Origin of the sequence: Sphingopyxis sp. (assembly GCF_050725615.1) — a bacterium.
GTDB lineage: Bacteria > Pseudomonadota > Alphaproteobacteria > Sphingomonadales > Sphingomonadaceae > Sphingopyxis.
The window spans coordinates 1-21,826 of the sequence record NZ_JBOHHU010000031.1; the positions used below are offsets into that span (position 1 = coordinate 1).

Genomic DNA, 21,826 nt, shown 5'->3' on the forward strand with positions numbered 1-21,826 from the left:
GGGCAGGGTTCCATTCGACCTGGCGGTCGATTCCGAACAAAGGCACGGTCGACCCGGGACCGATATCGACCGGCACCACGGCCTTGCCGACCTGTTCGACCAGCCAATCCTGCTGTTCGCTCGCCCAGCGCAGCGCCTTGGCGGCGCTGCCGCGGCGCGGCAGGGTGAGGCGCAGTTCGGCGCGCGCGGCATCGAAAACGAGGCGATAGCGGCGCGAGCGGGCGTGGTGGACAAGGCGCACCGGCCAGGCGTCATCGCCGACGAAAATCAACGGCGCTTCGGTCGTCGGCGGCGCGGCGAATTTAAACAACACGTTCGACAAGATGATTTTCCAGCGGACCCGCCACCTGTTCGCCGACGGTCCAGCCGACGATCGACTGGCCTGCACGGTGGACGGCATCGCGGTCGCCGCTGACGAGATAATGCCAGTCGGGAAGCGGCCGGTCCTCGGCGCGCAAGCGATAGGCGCAAGTTTGCGGCAGCCACTCGATCGTGTCGAGCTTGCCCTTGGTCAGCGTCAGGCAGTCGGGGACATGGCGCCGGCGGTGTTTATAGTCGCCGCAGCGCGCGGTTTTCAGGTCGAGCAGCCGGCACGCGACATTGGTCGGATAGATGCGGCCGGTATCTTCATCCTCGATCTTGTGCAGGCAGCATTTGCCGCAGCCGTCGCACAAGGCCTCCCATTCACCGGCGTCGAGGCTGGCCAGCGGGGCTTCCCAGAAATGGCGCGGCGCGGTCACTTCACCCATTTCGCAAGGTCGGCGACGACCTTGTCGGGGACACCCTCGTCAGCTTCGGTCGAGGGATCGTCGAGCGGCAGCAAGGCCAACGGCTTGCCCGCTGGGTCCATCAGGAAGGCGAGCTGGGTGTGCGCCATCAGATAGCGATCGGGCGCCGACCCCTCGACCTTGTTATACGACACCACATAGGCCTTGGCGGCCGCCGCGATCTGGTCGGGGGTGCCGGTCAGGCCGAGCAGGCGCGGATGGTAGCGCGCCACAAACGGCTTCAGCGCCGCCGGGGTGTCGCGCGCCGGGTCGATGGTGATGAACATCGGCACGATATTCGCGCCGCGCGCCGGGTCGGTCTTTTCGAATTGCGCAAGCCCGAGCATCAGTTTCTGGATATCGACGGGGCAGATGTCGGGACAGAAGCTATAACCGAAATAGACGAGGCGATATTGGCCCGCGAAATCGCTGTCGCGGACCGTCTTGCCATCCTGGTCGGTGAGGGTGAAGGGGCCGCCGATCCGCGCGCCTTCGAGCGGGGGCCGCGCATCGGGGGCCGGGCCCGCCGGACCGCCGCAGCCGGCCAGCATCGCGCTCGCGCACAGGAGCAGACTTGCGCGAAGCAGCTTTTCGCCCATATTCATGCTATTCATCATGGCGCCAGCCTTGCTGGGCTAGGCGCCGAAAATCAACCTTTGTCGTCATCGCCTGTCCAAACGGGCGGATGGCGATCCGTCCACAGGGTCCCGCCACATGTTTCGTCGTGCCGCTTTTCGTCTCGCCTCGCTTTCGCTGGCCGCCACCGTCGTCGCGCTGGCGGTGGTGCCCGCCGTACAGGCGCAGTTCCGCGGCAGCTTTGCCTTTCTGCAGGCGGTCGACGGGCGCGACGGGGCCAAGGCGACCGATGCGCTCAAGGACGACCCGACGCTGATCAACGCCCGGCATCCCGACACCGGCGAAACCGCGCTGATCATCGTCACCAAGCGCCGCGATGCGGTGTGGGTGCGCTTCATGCTCGACAAGGACGCCGACCCGTCGATCGGCGACAAGCAGGGCATGACGCCGCTGATGCACGCCGCGCTGATCAATTTCACCGAGGCCGCCGACGAGTTGCTGAAGTATAAGGCGCCGGTCGACCAGACCAACCGCCGCGGCGAAACCGCGCTGATCCTGGCGGTGCAGGCGAAAAATGCCGCGATGGTGCGGCTGCTGGTGCGCAGCGGCGCCAATCCCGACAAGGCCGACCATATCGCAGGCATGTCGGCGCGCGCCTATGCCCAGCGCGACGACCGCAGCGGGCAGTTGCTGGCGCTGCTCGACGTCAAGGCCGACAAGCCGCTGCGCGACACGGGCGCGGTGTTCGGACCCAAGTGACGGTATCGCACCCTGGCGTAATGTGATCTCGATATTGACAATCACACCGTGATGTGATTTTGGTGCGACATGTCCACACAACTCATCGAGCGCCTCCGCGCCATCGTCGATGACGGCGCCATGTCCCGGTCGGGACTCGCACGCGCCGCCGGTCTTCACGCCAACAGCCTGCGCGACCTCGACTCGCCGGGGTGGAACCCCACCGCCGACACGTTGCGCAAGCTGGAACACTGGCTCGCGCATGGCAGCGACCTGTCGCCGATGGCGACTCCCGAAGAGATTATCGCCGAGGCGCGCAACGGTCGCATGTTCATCCTGGTCGACGATGAAGACCGCGAGAATGAGGGCGACCTGGTCATCCCCGCCCAGATGGCGACCCCTGACGCGGTCAATTTCATGGCGACCCACGGCCGCGGGCTGATCTGCCTGACGCTGACCAAGGCGCGCATCGACCAGCTCGGGCTCGAACTGATGAGCCGCCAGAACGGCACCCGCCACGAAACCGCCTTCACCACCTCGGTCGAGGCGCGCGAAGGCGTCACCACGGGCATTTCGGCCGCCGACCGCGCGCGCACCGTGTCGGTCGCGATCGACGCCTCCAAGGGCCGCGACGATATCGTCACCCCCGGCCATGTCTTTCCGCTGATCGCGCGCGACGGCGGGGTGCTCGTCCGCGCCGGCCACACCGAGGCGTCGGTCGATATCGCGCGGCTCGCCGGGCTCAACCCGTCGGGGGTGATCTGCGAGATTATGAACGACGACGGGTCGATGGCGCGGCTCGACGACCTGGTGCCCTTCGCGCGGCGGCACGGGCTGAAGATCGGCACGATCGCCGACCTGATCGCCTATCGCCACCGCAACGACCGGCTGGTCGAATGCGTGTCCGACGAGCCGTTCGAATCGGACTACGGCGGTGACTGGCGGCTCAAATCCTATCGCAACAAGATCGACGGCAGCATCAACATGGTGCTGCAAAAGGGCGCGGTCGACCCCGCCGGGGTGACGCTGGTGCGGATGCATCCGGTATCCCTGCTCGACGACCTGATGGGGCGGCCGGGCGCTAAAAAGCGCCGACTGCAGCGTTCGATGGATGCGATCGGCGAGGCTGGTTCGGGGGTCATCGTGATGCTGATGCGGCCGCTGCCCGGATCGGCCGAGGCCGATGCGACGCCGGCGCCGTCGGGCGGCATGGACCTGCGCACTTACGGCATCGGCGCGCAGATCCTGGCCGACCTTGGCGTCCATGCGATGGAATTGCTGACGCCGTCGCACAATAATCTGGTCGGGCTGGAGGGCTATGGGCTTTCCGTGATCGGCGAACGGTCCATTCCCGGGGAGGTTGCATAATGGCGCATGTCTTGATCGTCGAAGCCCGTTTTTATAGCCAGCTCAACGACATGCTGCTCGACGGCGTGCGCTCGGCGCTCGAGTCCGACGGGCATAGCCATGAAACGGTGACCGTGCCCGGCGCATTGGAAGTGCCCGCAGCGATTTCGCTCGCCGCCGACAGCGGGCGCTATGACGCCTTTGTCGCGCTCGGCGTGGTGATCCGCGGCGAAACCTATCATTTCGAGGTGGTGTCGAACGAGAGCGCGCGCGGCATCATGGCGCTGACCCTCGACGGCCTGGCGATCGGCAACGGCATATTGACCGTCGAAAATGAAGAACAGGCGCTTGCGCGCGCCGACAAGACGCGCAAGGATAAGGGCGGCGAGGCGGCGAAGGCCGCGATCGCCATGCTGGCCTTGAAGGAACAATTCGGCATTGGTTGATCGCCCGCCCCCCAGCCGATATTCCGTCGTCGAGCGCGGCGGCCGACTGGTGGTGATCGACAAGGAAACCGGCCAGACCCCGCCGACCGCCGCCGAACGCATGGACGTCCATGACCGCGCGCTGGGGGTCGAACCGATCCGTCCCGAACGATCGCGCGCCGCCCCCGACATATCGGCGGCAGCCCGCGCCGAATCGGGCTTGAGCGCCCGCCCCGCCCCGGCGCAGCCAGCAGCGCCCAAACCGGCGCCTGCCAAGGCGGCGGCCGCCGATCCGGGCAAGGCGCGGATGGCGGCCGCGATCGCCGAGATGCAGAAGCGGCCGTGGACGAAAGCGGCCAGCGACCGGCCGGCACCCAAGGCCGGCCCGGCCCCCGCGCGCATCCCCGATCGGCCGGCCCCCGCCGCCCGCGGGCGCAAGACGATCGTCACCGGCAAATGGTGGGACAGCAAGGGCCCGCGCACCATCGAGCTGGGCCCCAAGGGTCAGCAGGTACTGAGCAGCGGGTTCGTGACCTTGTTCTTCGTCGTGCTGATCGCGGCGATCGTGACGATGTTCATCGAGCCGATCATCCTGTTCGTCGGCGCCTTCCTGCTGTTCCGTTTCGGCGGCAACATATTGGGACCGATCGGCGCCGGCATCGTCGACAAGGCGGTTGCCGAGCGAAACTAGCCAGAAAATCCTCCCCCTGGCGCGGCCATGGGGAGGATCCTGGAACCGTCTTACGCTACCTGCAGCGCCGGATAGTCGATATAGCCCTCGGGTCCCGGGGCGTACCAGGTCTGCGGATTGTCCGCCGCCCATTCAGCGCCGTCGCGGATCCGCTCGACGAGGTCGGGGTTGCCGATATAGGGACGTCCGAAAGCGATCGCATCGGCGAGGCCGCTGGCGAGCGCGGCTTCGGCGAGGTCGACATTATAATCGCTGTTGAGGATCAGCGGCCCCTTGAACGCGGCGCGGATTGCGGGTGACTGTTTGGGCACGTCGGTGTTGCCGAAGGTGCCGTCGGGGCCGGGCTCGCGCAGTTCGAGGAAACCGATGCCGAGCGCATCGAGCGCCGATGCGGCGGCGGTGAACAGCGGCGCGGGGTTGCTGTCGTCGACGCCCTGCGAATTGCCGTTGGGCGACAGGCGGACCGACACGCGCCCGGCGCCCCAGACGGCGATCAGCGCCTCGGTGACTTCGCGCAGCAGGCGGATGCGGTTTTCGACCGGCCCGCCATAATCATCGTCGCGCAGGTTCGCATTGTCGCGCAGGAACTGGTCGATCAGATAGCCGTTGGCGCCGTGGAGCTGGACGCCGTCGAAGCCGGCCTTTTTCGCATTTTCGGCAGCCTTCGCATAATCGGCGATCAGACGCGGAATCTCGGCCAGCTCGAGCGGGCGCGCCACTTCGAGGTCGCGGCGGCCGACCGGGGTATGCGCGCGGCCTTCGCCCTGCGTCGCCGAGGCCGACACGGGCGGCTTGCCGTCGTTGAACACCGAATGGACGAGGCGGCCCATATGCCAGAGCTGCGCGACGATGCGGCCGCCGGCTTCGTGGACGGCGTCGGTCACCGGCTTCCAGCCTTCGACCTGCGCGTCGGTCCACAGGCCGGGCGCTGCGGGCCAGCCAAGGCCTTCCTGAGAAATGCCGGTCGCTTCCGAAATGATCAGCCCCGCCGAGGCGCGCTGGCGATAATATTCGCGCGCCAGTTCGTTCGGCACAAAGCCGGGACCGGCGCGGCCGCGGGTGAGCGGCGCCATGATGATGCGGTTCGGCGCCTCGATGGCGCCCAGCTTGATCGGATCGAACAGCAATACGGACATGGGTTTCTCCTCGGTATCTTTTGGGGAAAACTTTTTTAGAGCGACGCCCTTATGGGCCATCGCTATGGGCAGCGAAGCTATGGACGGACGGCGACCGACGCAAGCATCGTAGCAAAAGAAAATCTAACGACGAGGCAAGGGTGAACGACGCAGGCAGAGCAGAGACGCCGGGACGCTGGGCCTTTGCCGCGCTGCTCGCCGGCAATATCGCGCTGTCGATCGGCGCGATGCTCGTGCGGCTCGCCGACACCGGGCCCACCGCCTCGGCCTTCTGGCGGATGATGCTGGCCGCACCGGTGCTGCTGTTTCTCGCCTGGCGCGAAACCGGCGGGCGCCTGCCGCCTCGCCCCGCGATGCTGATCGCCGCCGCAGCGGGCATTTTTTTCGCGTTCGACCTCGCCGCCTGGCATATCGGAATCCTGCAGACCAAGGTCGCCAACGCGACCCTGTTCGGCAATTGCGCCAGCCTGCTGCTGGTGATCTGGGGCATTTTCCTGACCCGCACCCTCCCGCGCGGGTGGCAGGCGCTGGCGATCGCGCTCGCCTTTGCCGGGTCGGCGCTGCTCATGGGGCAAAGTTACGAACTGTCGCCCGATTATCTGGTCGGCGACCTGCTCAGCCTGCTCGCCGGGGTCCTCTACACCGGTTATGTCATCCTGATGCAGCGAGTGCGCGGGACGATCGGGCCGTGGTCGGCGCTGTCGATCGCGTCGCTGGTCTGCCCGCCGATCCTGCTCACCACCGCGCTGGTGCTGGGCGAGACGGTGATGCCGCAGAACTGGACGCCACTGATCCTGCTCGCGCTGACCAGCCAGATCATCGGCCAGGGGCTGATGATCTGGTCGTTGCCGCGCTTCACCCCACTCGTCATCGGGCTGACGCTGCTGATCCAGCCGGCCATCGCCGCGCTCGCCGGGTGGCTGATGTTCGGCGAACTGCTGGGGCCGGTCGACCTGCTCGGCGGATTGATGGTCGGCGCGGCGCTGGTGCTGATTAGGTTGCCGAGCCGCCGCGCGCAGCCTATCTGATCCTGATGGCCTCGATCCTGCCCGACGACCCCACCCTCGAAGAGATTCGCGCCGCGCTCGCGCCGCTGATCGCGCAGGGCGCCGCCTTCGACGGGTTCGGCGACGCGGCGCTGGTCGATGCCGCAACCCGCGTCCGCATCGACGTCGATGTCGCGCGGCTCGCCTTTCCGGGCGGCGGGCGCGACATGGTCGATGCGTGGTTCGGCTTCATCGATGCGCAAATGGCCGTCAAATGGCCGGCCGAGACACTCGCGGCGCTGAAGATTCGCGAACGGATCATGACTTTGGTCGAGGCGCGGATCGACCTGCTGGCGCCGAATCGCGAGGCGCTGCGCCGCGCGCTGGCGCTGCTCGCGCTGCCGACCAACATGCCCTTTGCCGCCAAGCTCGGCTGGCGCGCCGCCGACCTGATGTGGCAGCTCGCGGGCGACACGGCGACCGATTACAATCATTACAGCAAGCGCGCGATCCTCGGCAGCGTCTATGGCGCGACGATGGCGGTGTTTTTGAACGACGAAAGCGACGGCCACGCCGACACCCGCGCCTTCCTGTCGCGGCGGATCGACCAGGTGATGCGCTTCGAAGGCTGGAAACATCGCCGCGCCGCGAGCAAGATCGAACGCCCGAGCCTGGCGCGCTTTGTCGGGCGGCTGCGTTACCCGGGGCGATAAATAGCTGGCGCTTCGTTGTTGGTATTGATAATCGCTCGCAAATGAACGCTTTGCTCGATAGCGCGCCGCTGGGCGTTGCGGTGCGGATCGCCGGGATCGACTGGACCGCGATGTCCGAGGACGAAGGCCGGCGGCTGCGCGAATTCGGGTTGATGGAGGGGGTCGAGATCACCCCCCTGCATCGCGGCAGCCTGTTCTCACGCGATCCGCTCGCGCTGGCGGTCGGGCGGATGCAGGTGATCATCCGCGCGCGGCAGGCGGCGATGATCGCGGTCGAAGCCGTCGCGAGCGAGCCCAGGTCCGCATGACCGGCGCCATCCCCACCATCGCGCTGACCGGCAATCCCAACGCCGGCAAATCGAGCCTGTTCAACGCGCTGACCGGCGCACGGCAGAAGATCGCCAATTATCCGGGGGTGACCGTCGAGCGCAAGGCGGGACATGCGAGCTTTGCCGATGGGCGGCCGATGTCGCTGATCGACCTGCCCGGCACCTATAGCCTGATCCCCGCGAGCCCCGACGAGGCGGTCACCCGCGACGTGATCCTTGGGCGTCAGGACGGCGAGCGCCAGCCCGATGCGCTGGTCATCGTGCTCGATGCCGCGAACCTCGACAATCATCTGTGCTTCGCGCTCGAACTGATCGCGCTCGGGCTGCCGACGGTGGTCGCGCTCAACATGCTCGACCTCGCGACCCGCGACGGATTGACGCTCGACCCCGCGCGGCTGGCGGAGGAACTGGGCGTGCCGGTGGTGCCGACGGTCGCGGTGCGCAAGCGCGGGCTGGCCGAATTGCTGGCGGCGGTCGACGAAACGATCCGGACAGCGGGGCCCGTCGCGCCGATCTCAAAGATCCCGACTCCCAGCGACGCCGCGTTGCACCGCCGCGCGCGCGCGATTTCGCGCGCCGCGACGCTGTCCGAAACCCCGGTGCGCCGCTGGACTGCACGCGTCGATGCGGTGGTGCTGCATCCGGTCGCGGGCTTCGCCATACTGCTCGCGCTGATGTTCATCATGTTCCAGGCGGTCTATGCCGCCGCCGAGGCACCGGCAGACTTCCTCGAAGGCGGGATCGGCGTGCTGCAGCAATGGGTAGTGGCGACCTTCCCCGAAAATTTCCTGCGCGACCTGGTCGTCGAGGGGTTGCTTGCCGGCGTCGGCGCGGTCGTCGTCTTCCTGCCGCAAATCCTGATTCTCTTCCTGTTCATCCTGCTGCTCGAAGCGTCGGGTTATATGACGCGCGCGGCCTTCCTGATGGACGGGCTGATGGCCAAGGTCGGCCTGTCGGGGCGCGGCTTCATCCCGCTGTTGTCGAGCTTCGCCTGTGCGGTGCCCGGCATCATGGCGACGCGCGCGATCCCCGACGAGAAGGACCGGCTGACGACGATCCTGATCGCGCCACTGATGACCTGTTCGGCGCGCCTTCCCGTCTATGCGCTGATCATCGCCGCCTTCATCCCCGATCGCGCGGTCGGCGGAACACCCGTGGGGCTGCAGGGGCTCGTGCTCTTCGGCCTCTATCTGTCGGGAATCCTCGGCGCGCTCGTCGTCGCCTATGTCCTGCGGCGGACCGTGGCCAAAGGCCGCGCGGCGGGCTTTATGATGGAAATGCCGCGGTACCAGATGCCGCAGTGGCGCGACATCGCGCTTGGCCTGTGGCAGCGCGCGTGGATCTTCCTGCGCCGCGCCGGCACGATCATCGCGATGACCACCGTCATCCTGTGGCTTTTGCTGAGCTTTCCCAAAGCGCCGACCGGTGAAAGCCAGGTCGAATATAGCGTCGCCGGGCGGATCGCGAGCGGGCTGGAGGTCGTCGTCGCGCCGATCGGGTTCAACCATGATATCGCGCTCGCACTGATCCCCGCGATGGCGGCGCGCGAGGTCGCGGTGTCGGCGATGGCGACCGCCAATGCGATCGACGCCAATGGCGACGAGGACGCGATGGCGCAAACGCTGGGCGAACGGTTGCAGGGCAAATGGTCGCTCGCCACCGCGCTCGCCTTCCTCGCCTGGTTCGTGTTTGCGCCGCAGTGCATTTCGACGATCGCGATCACCCGCCGCGAGACCAATGGTTGGAAATGGCCGCTCTTCATGGTTGGCTATTTGTTCCTACTCGCCTATGCCGCAGCAGGTATCACTTATTGGACGGCCGTCGCCTTCGGACTCGGCTGATCCTTCCACATTCTGAGCGGGAGCGGAGCGGCGATGGCTGGCAGCGTCAACAAGGTTATTTTGATCGGCAATCTGGGCGCGGACCCCGAAATCAAGTCGTTCCAGAACGGCGGCAAGATCGCCAATATCCGCATCGCGACCAGCGAACAGTGGAAGGACCGGATGTCGGGCGAGCGCAAGGAGCGCACCGAATGGCACAATGTCGTCATCAACGGCGAAGGCTTGGTCGGCGTGGTCGAGCGCTATCTGAAAAAAGGCTCGAAGGTTTATATCGAAGGCTCGCTGCGCACCCGCAAATGGCAGGATCGCGACGGCAATGACCGTTATACGACCGAGGTCACGGTGGCGGGCATGGGCGGCACGCTGACCATGCTCGACGGCGCGCCGGGCGGCGGCGGGTCGCGCGGCGGCGGCGGCGGCGACTGGGGCGGCGATTCGGGTGGCAGCTCGGGCGGCGGCTGGAACCAGGGCGGCGGCGGTTCGAGCGGTGGCTCGGGTGGCTTCGGCGGCGGTTCGGGCGGCGGTGGCGGCGGACGCCCGCCGTTCGACGACGACCTGGACGACGACGTTCCGTTCTGAGCCCAGGCTGAGCCATGGCCAATGACCCGCTGATCGCCGCCGATGTCGCGCGCGGCGTGTGCCGGTTGTTTGCGCAGGCCGGGCTGGTCGCGATCCCCGAAGTGCCTTTGCCCAACGGGCGGCGCACCGACCTGACCGCGATCGACGCCAGGGGCCGGATCACCATCGTCGAGATCAAGGTCAGCCGCGCCGACCTGCACGGCGACGGCAAATGGCCCGATTATTGCGACTGGTGCGACCATTTTTACTGGGCGCTGGCGGCGGGGCTCGACCCCGCGATCCTCGATACGCCCGACTATCGCCCCGAGACGTCGGGGCTGATCGTCGCCGACCGCTATGGCGCGGCGGTGGTGCGCGAGGCGGTCAGCTGTGACCTCGCCCCCGCGCGGCGCAAGGCCGAACTGCTGCGCATCGGGCGGCTGGCGATGCGGCGGTCGATGATCGCGAGCGATCCCGAACTGGGGCTGGGTTGGGGCGAGGGTTAGAGCGGCTCAGTGCGTTCGTAGAAGTGAACCCAGGCGAAGCCAGCCGCCGAGAAGCCGCCCCACAGAATCAGACCAACGGCGAACCCCGACCCCATCACCAGCGGCGCGGCCACCAGCACAAGACCGAGCACCGTCGACATCAGGGCGGCGCGCAGATAGTTTCGGCGCGGACGTACCGTGCGTGTTTCGACATATTGGACCGCAAAGCCCAAAGCGACGAGGGTCGGGATCAGCGCGAGCGAAAAGACGTCAAAGCCCTGACGGAGCAAATGTACGGCGGCGACGACAGCGACGGTTAGCCAAATCAACTGTCGTATGCGCGACAGCGCCGGGCGCGAAGAGCCCTCCACGCTCATCCGCGCGCCTGCATCCGCGCGAGGTAGCGCGCGAGAATATCGATTTCGAGATTGACCGGCCGCCCGGCCGCCGCCTCGTCGAGCGTCGTCATCGCGCGGGTGTGGGGGATGATGTTGAGGGTGAAATGGGCGCTGCCGTCGGCCTGGTCGGTCACCTCGTTGACGGTCAGCGACACGCCCTCGACGGTGATCGAGCCCTTGGCGGCGATATGCGGCGCGAGGCTGGCGGGGGCGGCGATGACGAGGCCCCAGCTGTCGCCGACCGGGGTGACCGAGACAATCTGCCCCACGGCATCGACATGGCCGGTGACGATATGGCCGCCGAGTTCGTCGCCGACCTTCAGCGCGCGTTCGAGGTTGAGGCGGCGGCCCGCTTCCCACATGCCAGCTGCGGTGCGCGCGATGGTTTCGGCGCTGGCATCGATCGCGAACCAGTCGCCGTCGGCATCGCGTCCCTTGTCGACGACGGTCAGGCAGGCGCCCGAACAGGCGATCGAAGCGCCGAGGTCGATCGTGTCGGTGTCATAATCGGTGCCGATGACGAGCCGGATATCGCCGCGATCCTCGCGCGCGCGGACGGTGCCGATGTCGGTGATGATGCCGGTGAACATGGGGTCTAAAGTCCTTCTCTGACCCGCTCGTAGACGTCGAGCCGGTCGCTGCCAAGCAGGCGGCTGTCGGCCAGGCGCCAGCGGCCATGGGCATCGGCGAGATCGGCAAGCCCGATGTCGCCGAGCGCGGCGCGGCCCGCGCCGATCACGATCGGGGCGCGATAGAGCAGCAGCCGGTCGACGCGGTCGGCGGCCAAAAACGCGGAGGCCGCCCCGGCGCCGCCCTCGACCAGCAGCAAATCGACGCCGACGATCGATTCGGGCGAGGCGATGGCGGTCCAGCCGGCGGGCGCGACGCCGTGCGTGAGCAGCAGGCGCTGCGGGCTTCGGTCTTCGAGACCGGGTAGCCGCACGTCGAGCGCCGGCGAATCGGCCTCGAGGGTGCCGCGTCCGACGAGGATGGCCTGATGGCGCGCGCGTTCGAGATGGCCGTGGGCGCGGGCGCGGGCGCCGGTGATCCAGCGGCTCGCCCCGTCGGCACGCGCGATACAGCCATCGAGCGAGGTCGCGAGCTTGAGGGTGACGAAGGGCCGGCCCTGGCCTTGCCGGGTCCACCACGGCGCCATCGCCGCCCGCGCTTCGGGCGCCAATATATTGAGGACGACCTCGATGCCCGCATCCCGCAGCCGCGCGATACCCTGGCCGTTGGTGCGCGCATCCGGATCCTGCGCCGCGATCACGACGCGCGCCACGCCCGCCGCGATCAGCGCGTCGGTGCAGCAGGGACCGCGTGGGCTGGCATGGGCGCAGGGTTCGAGGCTGACATAGGCGGTCGCGTCCCGCGCCGCGTCGCCCGCAGCAACCAGCGCCATCGCCTCGGCATGGGGACGGCCGCCCGCCTGGGTCCAGCCGCGCCCGACGACACGGCCCGCGTTGACGAGGATGCAGCCGACATTGGGATTGGGCGCCGAGGCCGGGCGTCCGCGCAGCGACAGCGCGATCGCCGCCGCCATCCAGTCGGCATCGGCGGGGCCGCTCCGCATGTCTAGCGGGCGGTCGGAGCGGGAGGTGCGGGGGTGGTCGGCTCCGCCTTGGGCCCGCGCGCGGCGCGGTCGGCGAGGGTCGAATGTTGGGGCGGTTCGGACTTTTTCACGATCGTGTCGGCCTCGGTGCCCAGCGTTTCGCGCGTTTCCTTGTCGGCCTCGCTCGAATCATAGTCGACCCCCATGCGGTCGGCGAGCTTCTGATATTCGGCGCGGCGCAGCGCGTTGGCGCGATTTACTTCCTTGGCGCGTTCGATCCAGCCGGCGCCGACCTCGTCGGCGGTGCGTCCGGCGGTCCAGCTTTCGAAATAGATGATCTGCGCCTTGGGCTCTTCGGTACGGACGATATTTTCGGCGATGCCGTAAAAGATCGCCAGCGTCGCCGCGATCGTCGCGACCCAGAAGGCCCAGCGATGCGGACGCGGGGCGCGGATATAGGCCCAGAAGTCGGAGACGCCGCCACGAACGTCCCAATTGTTCATCATCACTCTCATCACGCCAATTTAGGGGACGCGCGCGCAATTTGCGAGAGGATAGCGATGGCGGCTGTTTTTGGCGCTTCCGGCGTCCACCGGTGTCACGATTGCAAAAAATGCAATTGCGGATGCTCATTTCGCAGTTGCAACATTTTTTGTGCGCTGCAATATGAGCATGCCTTTTAGGCATCCTCTCCCAAAACTTTCACGGGCCACCTTCGGGTGGCCCTTTTTTTTGGCCTGGAACGGACCTTTTCTCGACTTTTCCAGTCGAGAAATGCGATTCGGTTCGAATCACCGGGAGCGAATCAGTCCTGCGCCGGCGTTCGCGATTCGAATCGCCGCACTTCGGCGATGAAGCTGCCCGGCAGCGCCGTCGGCTGCCCGCTGTCGCTATCGATATGCGCATAGCTGATTTCGATGTCGGTAAGCCGCTCCGAACCCCGAAAAATTCCGCAATGAAGCGTAAAGCTCGTACGCCCGAAGGCGCTGATTCGCGCGGCGATGGTAATCAGCTCGTCGAGCCGCGCGGGAGCATGATAGTCGATCTCGCAATGCGTCTCACGGATATCTGTACCATATTGGTGAAAATAGAGTCCCGGCTGCCCCTCGCCGAGCGCGCGGAAATATTCGGTCACCCCGATATCGGCGTAGGCGAGATAATGGGCGTTGAAGACGATATTCTGCCCGTCGATCTCGTTGAACCGCACGCGCACCGTCTCGGTCACGCGAAAATCGGCGAGCGGAACCTGTTCCATCAAAGCCTCAGGCCGCGAGCGCGGCGGGGGTGCGGTCGAGCGGCGCGCACGCCGATTCGAGCCAGGCCCGGTCATCGCCGTCCATGCCCGGCGCGAGCTTATCGAACACCTGGGCATGATAGGCGTCGAGCCAGTCGGCCTCAGCGGGCGACAGCAGCGCTGTGTCGACGAGATTCTGCGCGATCGGCGCGAAGGTGATCGTCTCGAACCCCAGCATATCCTCCTCGGCGCCATCGATGCTCTGCGGGGTGACGATGACGAGATTTTCGATGCGGATGCCGAAATGGCCGGCCTTGTAATAGCCGGGCTCGTTCGAGAGAATCATGCCCGCGTGCAGCGGTTCCTCGGTCCCCGCCTGCCCGCCGGCCGGCTTGGCGATGCGCTGCGGCCCTTCGTGCACCGCGAGATAGGCGCCGACGCCATGGCCGGTGCCATGCGCATAATCGACCCCGTCGGCCCAGAGATATTGGCGCGCGAGGATGTCGAGCTGGCTGCCGCGCGTGCCCTTGGGGAAGCGCGCCATGGCGAGCGCGATATGGCCCTTCAGCACCTGGGTGAAGCGGCGGCGCATTTCGGCGGTCGGCGTGCCGATCGCGATCGTGCGCGTGATGTCGGTAGTGCCGTCGGCATATTGCCCGCCCGAATCGACGAGGTAGAGCGTGCCGGTCTCGATCGCGCGGTTGGTGCTCTCGTCGACCTTGTAATGCGGCAGCGCGCCATTGGGGCCGGCCGCCGAGATGGTGTCGAAGCTCAAATCGACGAGCCCGCCATTCGCTTCGCGGAAGTCACGCAGCTTGGCGGCGGCGGCGAGTTCGTCGAGGCCGCCCTTCGGCGCGACATCCTCCATCCATTGCAGGAAGCGCGCAACCGCGACGCCGTCGCGGACATGCGCGGCGCGGGTGCCGCCCAGTTCGACTTCGTTCTTGATCGCCTTGGGCAGCACGGCGGGGTCGCGGTGGCGCTCGATCTTCGCGCCCGCCTTTTCGAGCGCGGTGAAGATCGCCGCAACTGCCGAGCCCGGATCGACCGCGACCTTCCTGTCCTTGAGCGCCGCGAGCGCCGCCTCGAAGGCGCTGCGATCATGGATACGGACGCTGTTGCCGAGGTGCGCGCGCACCGCGTCGGTCATCTTTTCGGGCGCGATGAACAGGTCGGCGGTGGCGTCGGCGTGGAGCAGCGCGAAGGCCAGCCCCACCGGCGTGTGGCTGACGTCCTGCCCCCGGATGTTGAAGGTCCAGGCGATCGAATCGAGCGCGGTCATCACGCTGGTGTCGAGGCCCTTGTCCTTGAGCCAGTCGGCGATGATCGCCCGCTTGTCGATCGCGCTCTTCCCGGCGAGCTTGACGTCATGCACCGCGACCGGCGCGTCGCTCGGCGCCGGCTGGTCGTCCCACACCGCATCGATCGGGTTGCCGTCGACCGCGACAAGGCTGGCGCCCTTGGCCGCGAGCGCCTTCGCGGTAGCGTTCGCCCAGTCGATACCGTGCAGCCAGGGGTCGTAACCGACCTTCTGCCCCGCGCTGATATTGGCGCCGAGCCATTCGGCGACGCTCGACTGCGGCACGCCGACATAGTCGAACAGCGCGCCATCGACCTGGTCGCGCACCTGCACCGTGTAACGGCCGTCGATGAACACCGCCGCCTTCGCCGGCAATACCGCCGCCGTCCCAGCCGAACCGCCGAAGCCGGTGAGCCACGCCATGCGCTGCGCATAGGCGCCGACATATTCGCTCATATGCTCGTCGCTGATCGGCACGACAAAACCGTCGAGACCGCGCGCGGCGAGGGTGGCGCGGACGCGGGCGAGCCGCTCGGCGTAGGGCAATCCGGGGACGGGGCTGGACATGGCGGCTTCCTTGTTCCTACATCGCGGCCGATCCGGCCCATCGGGGGCGGCACCGCGGAGTTTCCTGATGCGCGCTATTTGGATGGTTATGGCGGCAATTGCCACCCCGCTTGTCGCGGCCCCGGGCGCTTTCGCCGAAGAGAAAGAGACAGCATTGACCGACAAGACCCCTGCCCCGTCCGTCGCCCCCGTCGCGGACAAGCGACCGCACGAAATGACGCTGCACGGCAAGACGCTGTCCGATCCCTATCATTGGCTGAAGGATGACAGCTATCCGGTCGTCAATGACAAGGATGTGCTCGATTATGTGAAGGCGGAGAATGCCTATTTCGACGCCGCAATGAAGCCGCATGCGGCGCTGGTCGAAACCCTGTTCCAGGAGATGAAGGGCCGCATCAAGGAGGCCGATTCCTCCGTGCCGCAGAAGGACGGCGACTGGATTTACTGGGTCGAGTATGAGGAAGGCGCCGAGTATAAGAAATGGTACCGCAAGCCCGCCGCAGGCAATGGCGCGGCGGCGCTGATCCTCGACGAGGTCGCGATGGCGAAGGACAAGGAGTATTTCCGCCTCGCCGAGCTGTCGATCAGCCCGAACGGCAAGTTGATGGCCTATTCGTTCGACGACAATGGCTCCGAACGCTTCGAGTTGCGTATCCGCAACCTCGAAACCGGCGAGATGCTGCCCGACGTCATCCCCGGCACCCTGTCGTCGCTCGTCTGGACCTCGGGCAATGACGCGATCCTCTATGGCCTCGCCAACGAGAATTGGCGCACCGACAATGTCCGGCTGCACAAGCTGGGCACGCCGATCACGCAAGATAAATTGCTCTACAAGGAGCCCGACATCGGTTTCGGGGTCGGCATCGGGAAAACCGCCGCCGACAATTATATCGTCATCGCGACGGGCGACAACGAGACGAGCGAAGTCTATCTGCTCCCCGCCGACAATCCGGAGGCGCCGATGCAGCTTGTTTCGGCGCGGAAAAAGGGCCGCGAGTATAGCGTCGATGAACGCGACGGTACGCTCTATATCCACACCAACGACGAGCATCCCAATTTCCGCGTCGCCACCGCGAGCATCAAGACGCCGGACGCATGGAAGACGCTCATCCCCGGCAGCGATCACAGCTACATCACCGGTTTCTCGGTGTTCCGCGACTATTTCGTGATCGAGGCGCGCGAGGACGGGCTCGACCAGGTCGATGTCCGCACATATGACGCGCCGCTGACCCCGGGACGGATTCGGTTCCCCGCCGCCACCTATGTCGCGGGGCTCGGCGACAATCCCGAATATCATCAGGACAAGCTCCGCCTCGATTATGAATCGATGGTCACCCCCGACACCGTCTATGATTACGACCTTGCGAGCGGCAAGCTCGAGACGCTGAAGGTGCAGGAGATCCCGTCAGGTTATGACGCAACGCAATATGTAACCGAACGGGTTAGTCTGCCGAGCCGCGACGGCAAGACGATGATCCCCGCCTCGCTCGTCTACAAGAAAGGCACCAAGCTCGACGGCAGCGCGCCGATGCATCTCTATGCCTATGGCAGCTATGGTTATCGCGTCCCGCCGGGTTTCTCGACGACGCGGCTCAGCCTGGTCGATCGCGGCATGGTCTATGCGATCGCGCATGTCCGCGGCGGCGACGACCTCGGGCGCGAATGGTATCTGGAGGGCAAGACTGACCAGCGCAAAAACACCTTCAACGATTTCATCGACGTCGCGAAAGGTCTGATCGCCAAGAAATACACCAGCGCGGGCAAGATCTCCGTGGAAGGCCGCTCGGCCGGCGGACAGGTGATGGGGGTGATCTACAATGAGGCCCCTGAGCTTTGGGGCGCGGTGCTCGCGGGGGTGCCCTTTGTCGATGTGATCAACACGATGGTCGACGAAACGCTGCCGCTGACCCCCGGCGAATGGCCCGAATGGGGTAATCCGATCACCGACAAGGCCGCGTTCGACTATATGCTGAGCTACAGCCCCTATGATAATGTGACCGCCAAGGCCTATCCGCCGATGCTGGTGTCGGCGGGGCTCAACGACCCGCGCGTGACCTATTGGGAGCCGGCCAAATGGGTCGCGAAACTGCGCGCGACGCGGACCAACGACGCCACGTTGCTGCTGCGCACCAACATGGGCGCGGGCCACGCGGGCAAATCGGGCCGCTGGGGCGCGCTGCGCGAGGACGCCGAGGAGTTTGCCTTTGTGCTGACGCAGCTGGGGGTGGAGAAATAGCCTTCACACCTCTGTCGGCTCGGTCAGATCGCCTTGCCCAGTCGCAGCAACCAAGCCTTCGCCTGTTTTGGCTCGCCGGGTGCGTTGGAAGCGACGGGGCCGCGCGACGCCTCAAACTCTTCGTGCAACGAAAAGGGCTGCAACCCCAGCTGATCGCGAAGCACGTCGATTTCTTCGCCCCGATCGCGCAAGTCCGCGATTATCGGCGCCCACTTTTTCGCAGTCCAACGATCCCCATTATGACCGAATAGCCCCCAAGACCCTGAGGCGACGTCATGCAATGCTGCAAGCAGACGCTCTTCATACTCCGCCTCAAGCTCGGCGCGGCGTCCATCGAGACGCTCAAGGCGATCTGCCCGGCTCATGGGTTCAGGTAAGCCCGAGCGACCAACTCGCGCTCCAGCGTCGCCGCGTCGCGAAACACATGCCCCGCGATGCCCACCGATTCGGCGCCCGCGACATTCGCGGCGACATCGTCGATGAAGAAAGCCCCCGCCGGATCGATGCCGAATCGCTCGATCGCGAGGGCGTAAATCGCGGGGTCGGGCTTCATCATCTTCTCGGTGCCCGAGACGATGATATCGCGGAAGCGGTCGAAGACCGGCTGGGTCGGGCGGAAGCCGTGCCAGAAATCATGCCCGAAATTGGTGATCGCGAACAGCGGTACACCCGCAGCGTCGAGCCGCTCGACCAGTTCGAGGCTGCCCGGCACCGGGCCGGGGATCGATTCGTTGAAGCGTGTCGCATAGGCATGGATCAACGCGCTGTGCTGCGGATATTCGGCCTTCCGCTCGGCGACCATGTCGGCAATCGGGCGACCGGCGTCGTGCTGGAAATGCCAGCCGGGCGTGACGATATTTCCGACGAAATGGTCGAGCTCGGCCGGGTCGGCAATGAGCTTGGCGAACAGGTGCCGCAAATCCCATTCGAACAGGACGCGGCCGACGTCGAAGATGACGCAGCGGTCGATCATGCGGCGCCCGGACACGCGAAAGCGCCGCCGGAGGGGTCCGACGGCGTTACGCGGTTCAGCAAAAGCAAACGGGGCAAAATTGCCCCGCGCAGGGGCATCAGCCCTGGCGCGCCTTAAAGCGACGGTTGGTCTTGTTGATCACATAGGTCCGGCCGCGACGGCGGATCACGCGGTTGTCCCGGTGGCGGTCCTTCAGCGACTTCAGGCTGTTGCGAATCTTCATGGCTCTGATTTCCGTAAAACTTGGCGTTGCACGCGAAGCGGCGCAACTATGGGGATGAACGATAAAAGTCAACCGCCCTTGGCGCGGAAATCAGGCCGCGAGGCGGCGTTCCTGCAAAGCGCGTTCCCAGGCCAGCGCATGGGCGACGATCGTGTCGAGGTCGGCATGGCGCGGCTGCCAGCCGAGGATGCTGCGAATCGCGCCATTGTCCGCGATCAGCGCGTCGGGATCGCCCGCGCGGCGGTCGCCCATGCGGCGATCGATCTTGCGATTCGTGGCGCGGTCGACGGCATCGAGCACTTCGAGCACCGAAAAACCGCGGCCATAGCCGGCGTTGAGCCGGTGACTGACGTTGGGCGCGGCGATCAGCGCGTCGAGCGCGAGCAGATGCGCGGCGGCGAGGTCGCTGACATGGATATAGTCGCGCACCCCGGTGCCGTCGGGGGTCGCGAAGTCGGTGCCGAAGACGTCCACATGAGGGCGGCGGCCGAGCGCGGCCTCGACCGCGACCTTGATCAGATGCGTCGCGCCGGCGGTCGACTGGCCGCTGCGCGCCGTGGGATCGGCGCCCGCGACGTTGAAATAGCGCAGCGCGGCATAGTTGAAATCGTGCGCGGCGGCGACGTCGGCGAGCATCGCCTCGGTCATCAGTTTCGACATGCCATAGGGGTTGATCGGCCGCTGCGGCGCATCCTCGCGCACCGGGATGACGTCGGGAATCCCGTATGTCGCGGCGGTCGAGGAGAAGATGAAGTGGCGCACCCCGGCATGGACCGCCGTGTCGATCAAAGTGCGGCTGCGCGCGCTGTTATTGTCATAATATTTGAGCGGGTTGGTCACCGATTCGGGAACCACGACCGACCCCGCGAAATGCATGATCGCGCCGACGTCCTTTTCCGCGATGATCCGCGTCACCAGCGCCGCGTCGGCGACGTCGCCCTCATAAAAGGCCGCGCCCTTGGGCACTGCCCAGCGAAAACCGGTCACCAGATTATCGAGCACCGCGACGGACCAGCCGGCATCGAGCAGCGCCAGCACCGCATGGCTGCCGATATAACCGGCGCCGCCGGTCACGAGGACGGTGAAGGGATGGGCGGTGGCTGACGTCACGGGCTTTCGGCTCCTTTGGCCGGAAAGCTAGCCGCGACGTGGTTAGGATATGGTTAGCGGATGGTCAGCCGCCCCCGTTCCGTTCGTGTCGAGCGAAGTCGAGACACCTGCCGGAGCGCGTGCCTTCACGTATCTCGACTTCGCTCGATACGAACGGGTTTAGGGGTCAGTGCGCTGGATCAGCCCGCCAGCGCTTTCTGCCGCCGCCGTTGCACCGACGAGCCATAACCCATCGCCTCGCGATATTTCACCACCGTGCGGCGCGCGATGTCATGGCCCTCGGCCGACAATTTCTGCGCGATCGTCTCGTCGGAGAGGATCGCTTTGGCATCCTCGCCCTCGATCATCGCCTTGATCCGGCTCTTGATCGATTCGGACGATACCGCGCCGTCGCCCTCGGTCGCCGAAATGCCGCTCGAAAAGAAATATTTAAGCTCGAACAATCCGCGCGCACAGCTGAGGTACTTGTTACTCGTCACCCGGCTGACGGTCGATTCGTGCATGCCGATCTCCTCGGCGACCTGGCGCAGCGTCAGCGGGCGCATATGCGCGACGCCGTGCAGGAAAAAGCCCTCCTGTTGCTTGACGATCGCGCTGGCGACCTTGACGATCGTGCGCTGGCGCTGGTCGAGCGCGCGGACCAGCCAATTGGCCCCCGCAAGCTGTTCGGAGAGCCACGCCTTGCTCTTCGCCGCCGCGCCGGTCGCGAGTTCGGTGTAATAGCGACGGTTGACGAGCAGGCGCGGCAGCGTACCGCCGTTGATCTCGACCGCCCAGCCCTTCGCGACCTGCCGCACATAGAGGTCGGGGACGACCGCCTGCGTCGGCGAGCCGCCGAAGCGCAGCCCGGGCTTGGGATCGTAACCGCGCAATTCGCGAATCATGTCGGCGAGATCCTCGTCATCGACGCCGCAGATGCGCTTCAATTGCGGAAAGGCGCCCTTGGCGACGAGGTCGAGATGCGCGATCATCGTCGCCATCGCGGGGTCGTAGCGATCGGCCTCGCGCGCCTGGATCGCGATACATTCGGCAAGGTCGCGCCCGCCGACCCCCGAGGGGTCGAAGCATTGCACACCGCCGAGCACGGTTTCGACGAGCGCGAGCGGCACGCCGAGGCGCTGCGCGAGGTCGGCGAGGTCGGCGCGCAGATATCCCGCCTCGTCGATCATCGCGACCAGCTGCTCGGCGATGAGCGCCTCCAGCCCCGAGAAGCGCTCGCCGACCTGCGCCAGCAGATGCTCGTAGAGGCTGTCGGCCTCGCCGGCGAAGCTGTCGAAGTCGATGCCTTCGCTGTCGCCGGACAGGCCGACGCTGTCGCTCGCGCTGTCGTGGTGGAAGCTTTCGGCGCCGAGGTCGACGTCGAGATCGTCGGTCGCGCCGCTGTCGGACGATAAGGCCTGATCGGCGTCGAGCGTCGCAGCCTCGACCGGCACGGCGTCGCCCTCCGGCGTGTCATCACCGGCACCCTCGCTGTCGGGCGAGGCGGTGTCGAGCAAGGGATTGCCTTCGAGCGCCTCGGCCAGATAGGCGTCGAGTTCGAGGTTCGACAGCGCCAGCAGCTTGATCGCTTGCTGCAGCTGCGGCGTCATCACCAGCGATTGCGACTGGCGTAAATCGAGGCGCGGACCCAACGCCATCAGC

Annotated in this window: 25 protein-coding genes and 1 pseudogene; 11 read left to right on the plus strand and 15 right to left on the minus strand. The window is 66.3% G+C overall.

Annotation, left to right across the window (positions count from 1 at the left end):
* The 3 genes and pseudogenes from ACREB7_RS09190 to ACREB7_RS09200 all read right to left on the minus strand — a co-directional run.
* Positions 1-313 (minus strand): annotated as a pseudogene (locus tag ACREB7_RS09190) (hypothetical protein); the annotation flags it as partial.
* On the minus strand, positions 303-749 hold the full coding sequence (locus ACREB7_RS09195) for a YcgN family cysteine cluster protein (protein ID WP_431591970.1): 447 nt from the start codon (positions 747-749) through the stop codon (positions 303-305). The gene ACREB7_RS09195 and the pseudogene ACREB7_RS09190, both read right to left, overlap by 11 nt.
* On the minus strand, positions 737-1,384 hold the full coding sequence (locus tag ACREB7_RS09200) for an SCO family protein (protein WP_431591971.1): 648 nt from the start codon (positions 1,382-1,384) through the stop codon (positions 737-739). Before ACREB7_RS09200 ends, ACREB7_RS09195 begins: the two co-directional genes overlap by 13 nt.
* 97 nt (positions 1,385-1,481) lie before the next feature.
* Between ACREB7_RS09200 and ACREB7_RS09205 the strand changes: the two genes are divergently transcribed.
* From ACREB7_RS09205 to ACREB7_RS09220, 4 genes are all read left to right on the plus strand, one after another.
* Positions 1,482-2,102, plus strand: coding sequence for an ankyrin repeat domain-containing protein (locus ACREB7_RS09205; RefSeq protein ID WP_431591972.1), 621 nt, complete (start codon positions 1,482-1,484; stop codon positions 2,100-2,102).
* A 69-nt stretch (positions 2,103-2,171) separates the two neighbouring features.
* Positions 2,172-3,449: a 3,4-dihydroxy-2-butanone-4-phosphate synthase gene (gene ribB / locus ACREB7_RS09210; protein WP_431591973.1), complete on the plus strand. Its 1,278-nt coding sequence runs from the start codon at positions 2,172-2,174 to the stop codon at positions 3,447-3,449.
* On the plus strand, positions 3,449-3,874 hold the full coding sequence (gene ribH / locus ACREB7_RS09215; RefSeq protein ID WP_431591974.1) for a 6,7-dimethyl-8-ribityllumazine synthase: 426 nt from the start codon (positions 3,449-3,451) through the stop codon (positions 3,872-3,874). Before ribB ends, ribH begins: the two co-directional genes overlap by 1 nt.
* Positions 3,867-4,544, plus strand: a complete 678-nt coding sequence (locus tag ACREB7_RS09220) for a hypothetical protein (protein ID WP_431591975.1) — start codon at positions 3,867-3,869, stop codon at positions 4,542-4,544. Before ribH ends, ACREB7_RS09220 begins: the two co-directional genes overlap by 8 nt.
* Positions 4,545-4,594: 50 nt before the next feature.
* On the opposite strand, the gene ACREB7_RS09225 is transcribed toward ACREB7_RS09220, so the two are convergent.
* Positions 4,595-5,680 carry an alkene reductase gene (locus ACREB7_RS09225; RefSeq protein ID WP_431591976.1) on the minus strand — a complete coding sequence of 362 codons (1,086 nt, stop codon included), beginning with the start codon at positions 5,678-5,680 and terminating at the stop codon, positions 4,595-4,597.
* A gap of 140 nt (positions 5,681-5,820) precedes the next feature.
* Between ACREB7_RS09225 and ACREB7_RS09230 the strand changes: the two genes are divergently transcribed.
* Genes ACREB7_RS09230 through ACREB7_RS09255 form a run of 6 tightly spaced genes read left to right on the plus strand, consistent with a single transcriptional unit; the run spans position 5,821 to position 10,613 of the window.
* Complete coding sequence (locus ACREB7_RS09230) at positions 5,821-6,708, plus strand: DMT family transporter (RefSeq protein ID WP_431591977.1); 888 nt, start codon at positions 5,821-5,823, stop codon at positions 6,706-6,708.
* A 5-nt stretch (positions 6,709-6,713) separates the two neighbouring features.
* Positions 6,714-7,379 carry a COQ9 family protein gene (locus ACREB7_RS09235; protein WP_431591978.1) on the plus strand — a complete coding sequence of 222 codons (666 nt, stop codon included), beginning with the start codon at positions 6,714-6,716 and terminating at the stop codon, positions 7,377-7,379.
* 41 nt (positions 7,380-7,420) lie between these two features.
* Positions 7,421-7,687 carry a FeoA family protein gene (locus ACREB7_RS09240; protein ID WP_431591979.1) on the plus strand — a complete coding sequence of 89 codons (267 nt, stop codon included), beginning with the start codon at positions 7,421-7,423 and terminating at the stop codon, positions 7,685-7,687.
* Positions 7,684-9,549, plus strand: coding sequence for a ferrous iron transporter B (feoB, locus tag ACREB7_RS09245; protein ID WP_431591980.1), 1,866 nt, complete (start codon positions 7,684-7,686; stop codon positions 9,547-9,549). The genes ACREB7_RS09240 and feoB overlap by 4 nt, the downstream gene beginning before the upstream one ends.
* A 33-nt stretch (positions 9,550-9,582) precedes the next feature.
* The gene (ssb, locus tag ACREB7_RS09250; RefSeq protein WP_431591981.1) at positions 9,583-10,128 is read left to right on the plus strand and encodes a single-stranded DNA-binding protein; all 546 of its coding nucleotides are present in this window, start codon (positions 9,583-9,585) and stop codon (positions 10,126-10,128) included.
* Between the two features lie 14 nt (positions 10,129-10,142).
* On the plus strand, positions 10,143-10,613 hold the full coding sequence (locus tag ACREB7_RS09255) for an MmcB family DNA repair protein (RefSeq protein ID WP_431591982.1): 471 nt from the start codon (positions 10,143-10,145) through the stop codon (positions 10,611-10,613).
* Here ACREB7_RS09255 and ACREB7_RS09260 read toward each other — a convergent pair.
* The 6 genes from ACREB7_RS09260 to ACREB7_RS09285 all read right to left on the minus strand — a co-directional run bounded on the left by ACREB7_RS09260 (position 10,610) and on the right by ACREB7_RS09285 (position 15,643).
* Positions 10,610-10,969: a hypothetical protein gene (locus ACREB7_RS09260; RefSeq protein ID WP_431591983.1), complete on the minus strand. Its 360-nt coding sequence runs from the start codon at positions 10,967-10,969 to the stop codon at positions 10,610-10,612. The two genes, ACREB7_RS09255 and ACREB7_RS09260, sit on opposite strands and share 4 nt — an antisense overlap.
* Positions 10,966-11,580, minus strand: coding sequence for a riboflavin synthase (locus ACREB7_RS09265; RefSeq protein WP_431591984.1), 615 nt, complete (start codon positions 11,578-11,580; stop codon positions 10,966-10,968). Before ACREB7_RS09265 ends, ACREB7_RS09260 begins: the two co-directional genes overlap by 4 nt.
* 5 nt (positions 11,581-11,585) lie before the next feature.
* Positions 11,586-12,533, minus strand: coding sequence for a bifunctional diaminohydroxyphosphoribosylaminopyrimidine deaminase/5-amino-6-(5-phosphoribosylamino)uracil reductase RibD (gene ribD, locus ACREB7_RS09270; protein ID WP_431592017.1), 948 nt, complete (start codon positions 12,531-12,533; stop codon positions 11,586-11,588).
* 32 nt (positions 12,534-12,565) lie between these two features.
* Positions 12,566-13,045, minus strand: a complete 480-nt coding sequence (locus tag ACREB7_RS09275) for a hypothetical protein (RefSeq protein ID WP_431591985.1) — start codon at positions 13,043-13,045, stop codon at positions 12,566-12,568.
* Positions 13,046-13,347: 302 nt separating this feature from the next.
* Positions 13,348-13,797: an acyl-CoA thioesterase gene (locus tag ACREB7_RS09280; protein WP_431591986.1), complete on the minus strand. Its 450-nt coding sequence runs from the start codon at positions 13,795-13,797 to the stop codon at positions 13,348-13,350.
* 7 nt (positions 13,798-13,804) lie between these two features.
* Entirely contained in the window at positions 13,805-15,643 is a 1,839-nt protein-coding gene (locus ACREB7_RS09285) for an aminopeptidase P family protein (protein WP_431591987.1), read from the minus strand.
* A gap of 82 nt (positions 15,644-15,725) precedes the next feature.
* Here ACREB7_RS09285 and ACREB7_RS09290 point away from each other — a divergent pair, with 82 nt between their 5' ends.
* Positions 15,726-17,879 carry a S9 family peptidase gene (locus ACREB7_RS09290; protein ID WP_431592018.1) on the plus strand — a complete coding sequence of 718 codons (2,154 nt, stop codon included), beginning with the start codon at positions 15,726-15,728 and terminating at the stop codon, positions 17,877-17,879.
* Between the two features lie 23 nt (positions 17,880-17,902).
* Here the strand turns inward: ACREB7_RS09290 and ACREB7_RS09295 are convergent, their stop codons facing one another.
* The 5 genes from ACREB7_RS09295 to rpoN form a co-directional block, all read right to left on the minus strand.
* On the minus strand, positions 17,903-18,244 hold the full coding sequence (locus ACREB7_RS09295) for a hypothetical protein (RefSeq protein ID WP_431591988.1): 342 nt from the start codon (positions 18,242-18,244) through the stop codon (positions 17,903-17,905).
* Entirely contained in the window at positions 18,241-18,852 is a 612-nt protein-coding gene (locus tag ACREB7_RS09300) for an HAD family hydrolase (protein WP_431592019.1), read from the minus strand. Before ACREB7_RS09300 ends, ACREB7_RS09295 begins: the two co-directional genes overlap by 4 nt.
* A 97-nt stretch (positions 18,853-18,949) precedes the next feature.
* Entirely contained in the window at positions 18,950-19,075 is a 126-nt protein-coding gene (gene ykgO / locus ACREB7_RS09305; protein WP_003046794.1) for a type B 50S ribosomal protein L36, read from the minus strand.
* Positions 19,076-19,165: 90 nt separating this feature from the next.
* On the minus strand, positions 19,166-20,185 hold the full coding sequence (gene galE, locus ACREB7_RS09310) for a UDP-glucose 4-epimerase GalE (RefSeq protein ID WP_431591989.1): 1,020 nt from the start codon (positions 20,183-20,185) through the stop codon (positions 19,166-19,168).
* A 179-nt stretch (positions 20,186-20,364) separates the two neighbouring features.
* The gene (rpoN, locus tag ACREB7_RS09315) at positions 20,365-21,822 is read right to left on the minus strand and encodes an RNA polymerase factor sigma-54 (protein WP_431591990.1); all 1,458 of its coding nucleotides are present in this window, start codon (positions 21,820-21,822) and stop codon (positions 20,365-20,367) included.
* Positions 21,823-21,826 lie beyond the last annotated feature (4 nt).

Coding starts and splice junctions, on each gene's coding strand:
- ykgO (WP_003046794.1), bottom strand. CDS start 19,075: ATGAAGATTCGCAACAGCCTGAAGTCGCTGAAGGACCGCCACCGGGAC.
- ssb (WP_431591981.1), top strand. CDS start 9,583: ATGGCTGGCAGCGTCAACAAGGTTATTTTGATCGGCAATCTGGGCGCG.
- ACREB7_RS09285 (WP_431591987.1), bottom strand. CDS start 15,643: ATGTCCAGCCCCGTCCCCGGATTGCCCTACGCCGAGCGGCTCGCCCGC.
- ACREB7_RS09265 (WP_431591984.1), bottom strand. CDS start 11,580: ATGTTCACCGGCATCATCACCGACATCGGCACCGTCCGCGCGCGCGAG.
- ACREB7_RS09280 (WP_431591986.1), bottom strand. CDS start 13,797: ATGGAACAGGTTCCGCTCGCCGATTTTCGCGTGACCGAGACGGTGCGC.
- ACREB7_RS09255 (WP_431591982.1), top strand. CDS start 10,143: ATGGCCAATGACCCGCTGATCGCCGCCGATGTCGCGCGCGGCGTGTGC.
- ACREB7_RS09240 (WP_431591979.1), top strand. CDS start 7,421: ATGAACGCTTTGCTCGATAGCGCGCCGCTGGGCGTTGCGGTGCGGATC.
- ribD (WP_431592017.1), bottom strand. CDS start 12,533: ATGGCGGCGGCGATCGCGCTGTCGCTGCGCGGACGCCCGGCCTCGGCG.
- ribB (WP_431591973.1), top strand. CDS start 2,172: ATGTCCACACAACTCATCGAGCGCCTCCGCGCCATCGTCGATGACGGC.
- ACREB7_RS09195 (WP_431591970.1), bottom strand. CDS start 749: ATGGGTGAAGTGACCGCGCCGCGCCATTTCTGGGAAGCCCCGCTGGCC.
- ACREB7_RS09225 (WP_431591976.1), bottom strand. CDS start 5,680: ATGTCCGTATTGCTGTTCGATCCGATCAAGCTGGGCGCCATCGAGGCG.
- ACREB7_RS09275 (WP_431591985.1), bottom strand. CDS start 13,045: ATGAACAATTGGGACGTTCGTGGCGGCGTCTCCGACTTCTGGGCCTAT.
- ACREB7_RS09290 (WP_431592018.1), top strand. CDS start 15,726: ATGGTTATGGCGGCAATTGCCACCCCGCTTGTCGCGGCCCCGGGCGCT.
- ACREB7_RS09200 (WP_431591971.1), bottom strand. CDS start 1,384: ATGATGAATAGCATGAATATGGGCGAAAAGCTGCTTCGCGCAAGTCTG.
- ribH (WP_431591974.1), top strand. CDS start 3,449: ATGGCGCATGTCTTGATCGTCGAAGCCCGTTTTTATAGCCAGCTCAAC.
- ACREB7_RS09235 (WP_431591978.1), top strand. CDS start 6,714: ATGGCCTCGATCCTGCCCGACGACCCCACCCTCGAAGAGATTCGCGCC.
- rpoN (WP_431591990.1), bottom strand. CDS start 21,822: ATGGCGTTGGGTCCGCGCCTCGATTTACGCCAGTCGCAATCGCTGGTG.
- ACREB7_RS09205 (WP_431591972.1), top strand. CDS start 1,482: ATGTTTCGTCGTGCCGCTTTTCGTCTCGCCTCGCTTTCGCTGGCCGCC.
- ACREB7_RS09300 (WP_431592019.1), bottom strand. CDS start 18,852: ATGATCGACCGCTGCGTCATCTTCGACGTCGGCCGCGTCCTGTTCGAA.
- ACREB7_RS09260 (WP_431591983.1), bottom strand. CDS start 10,969: ATGAGCGTGGAGGGCTCTTCGCGCCCGGCGCTGTCGCGCATACGACAG.
- feoB (WP_431591980.1), top strand. CDS start 7,684: ATGACCGGCGCCATCCCCACCATCGCGCTGACCGGCAATCCCAACGCC.
- ACREB7_RS09295 (WP_431591988.1), bottom strand. CDS start 18,244: ATGAGCCGGGCAGATCGCCTTGAGCGTCTCGATGGACGCCGCGCCGAG.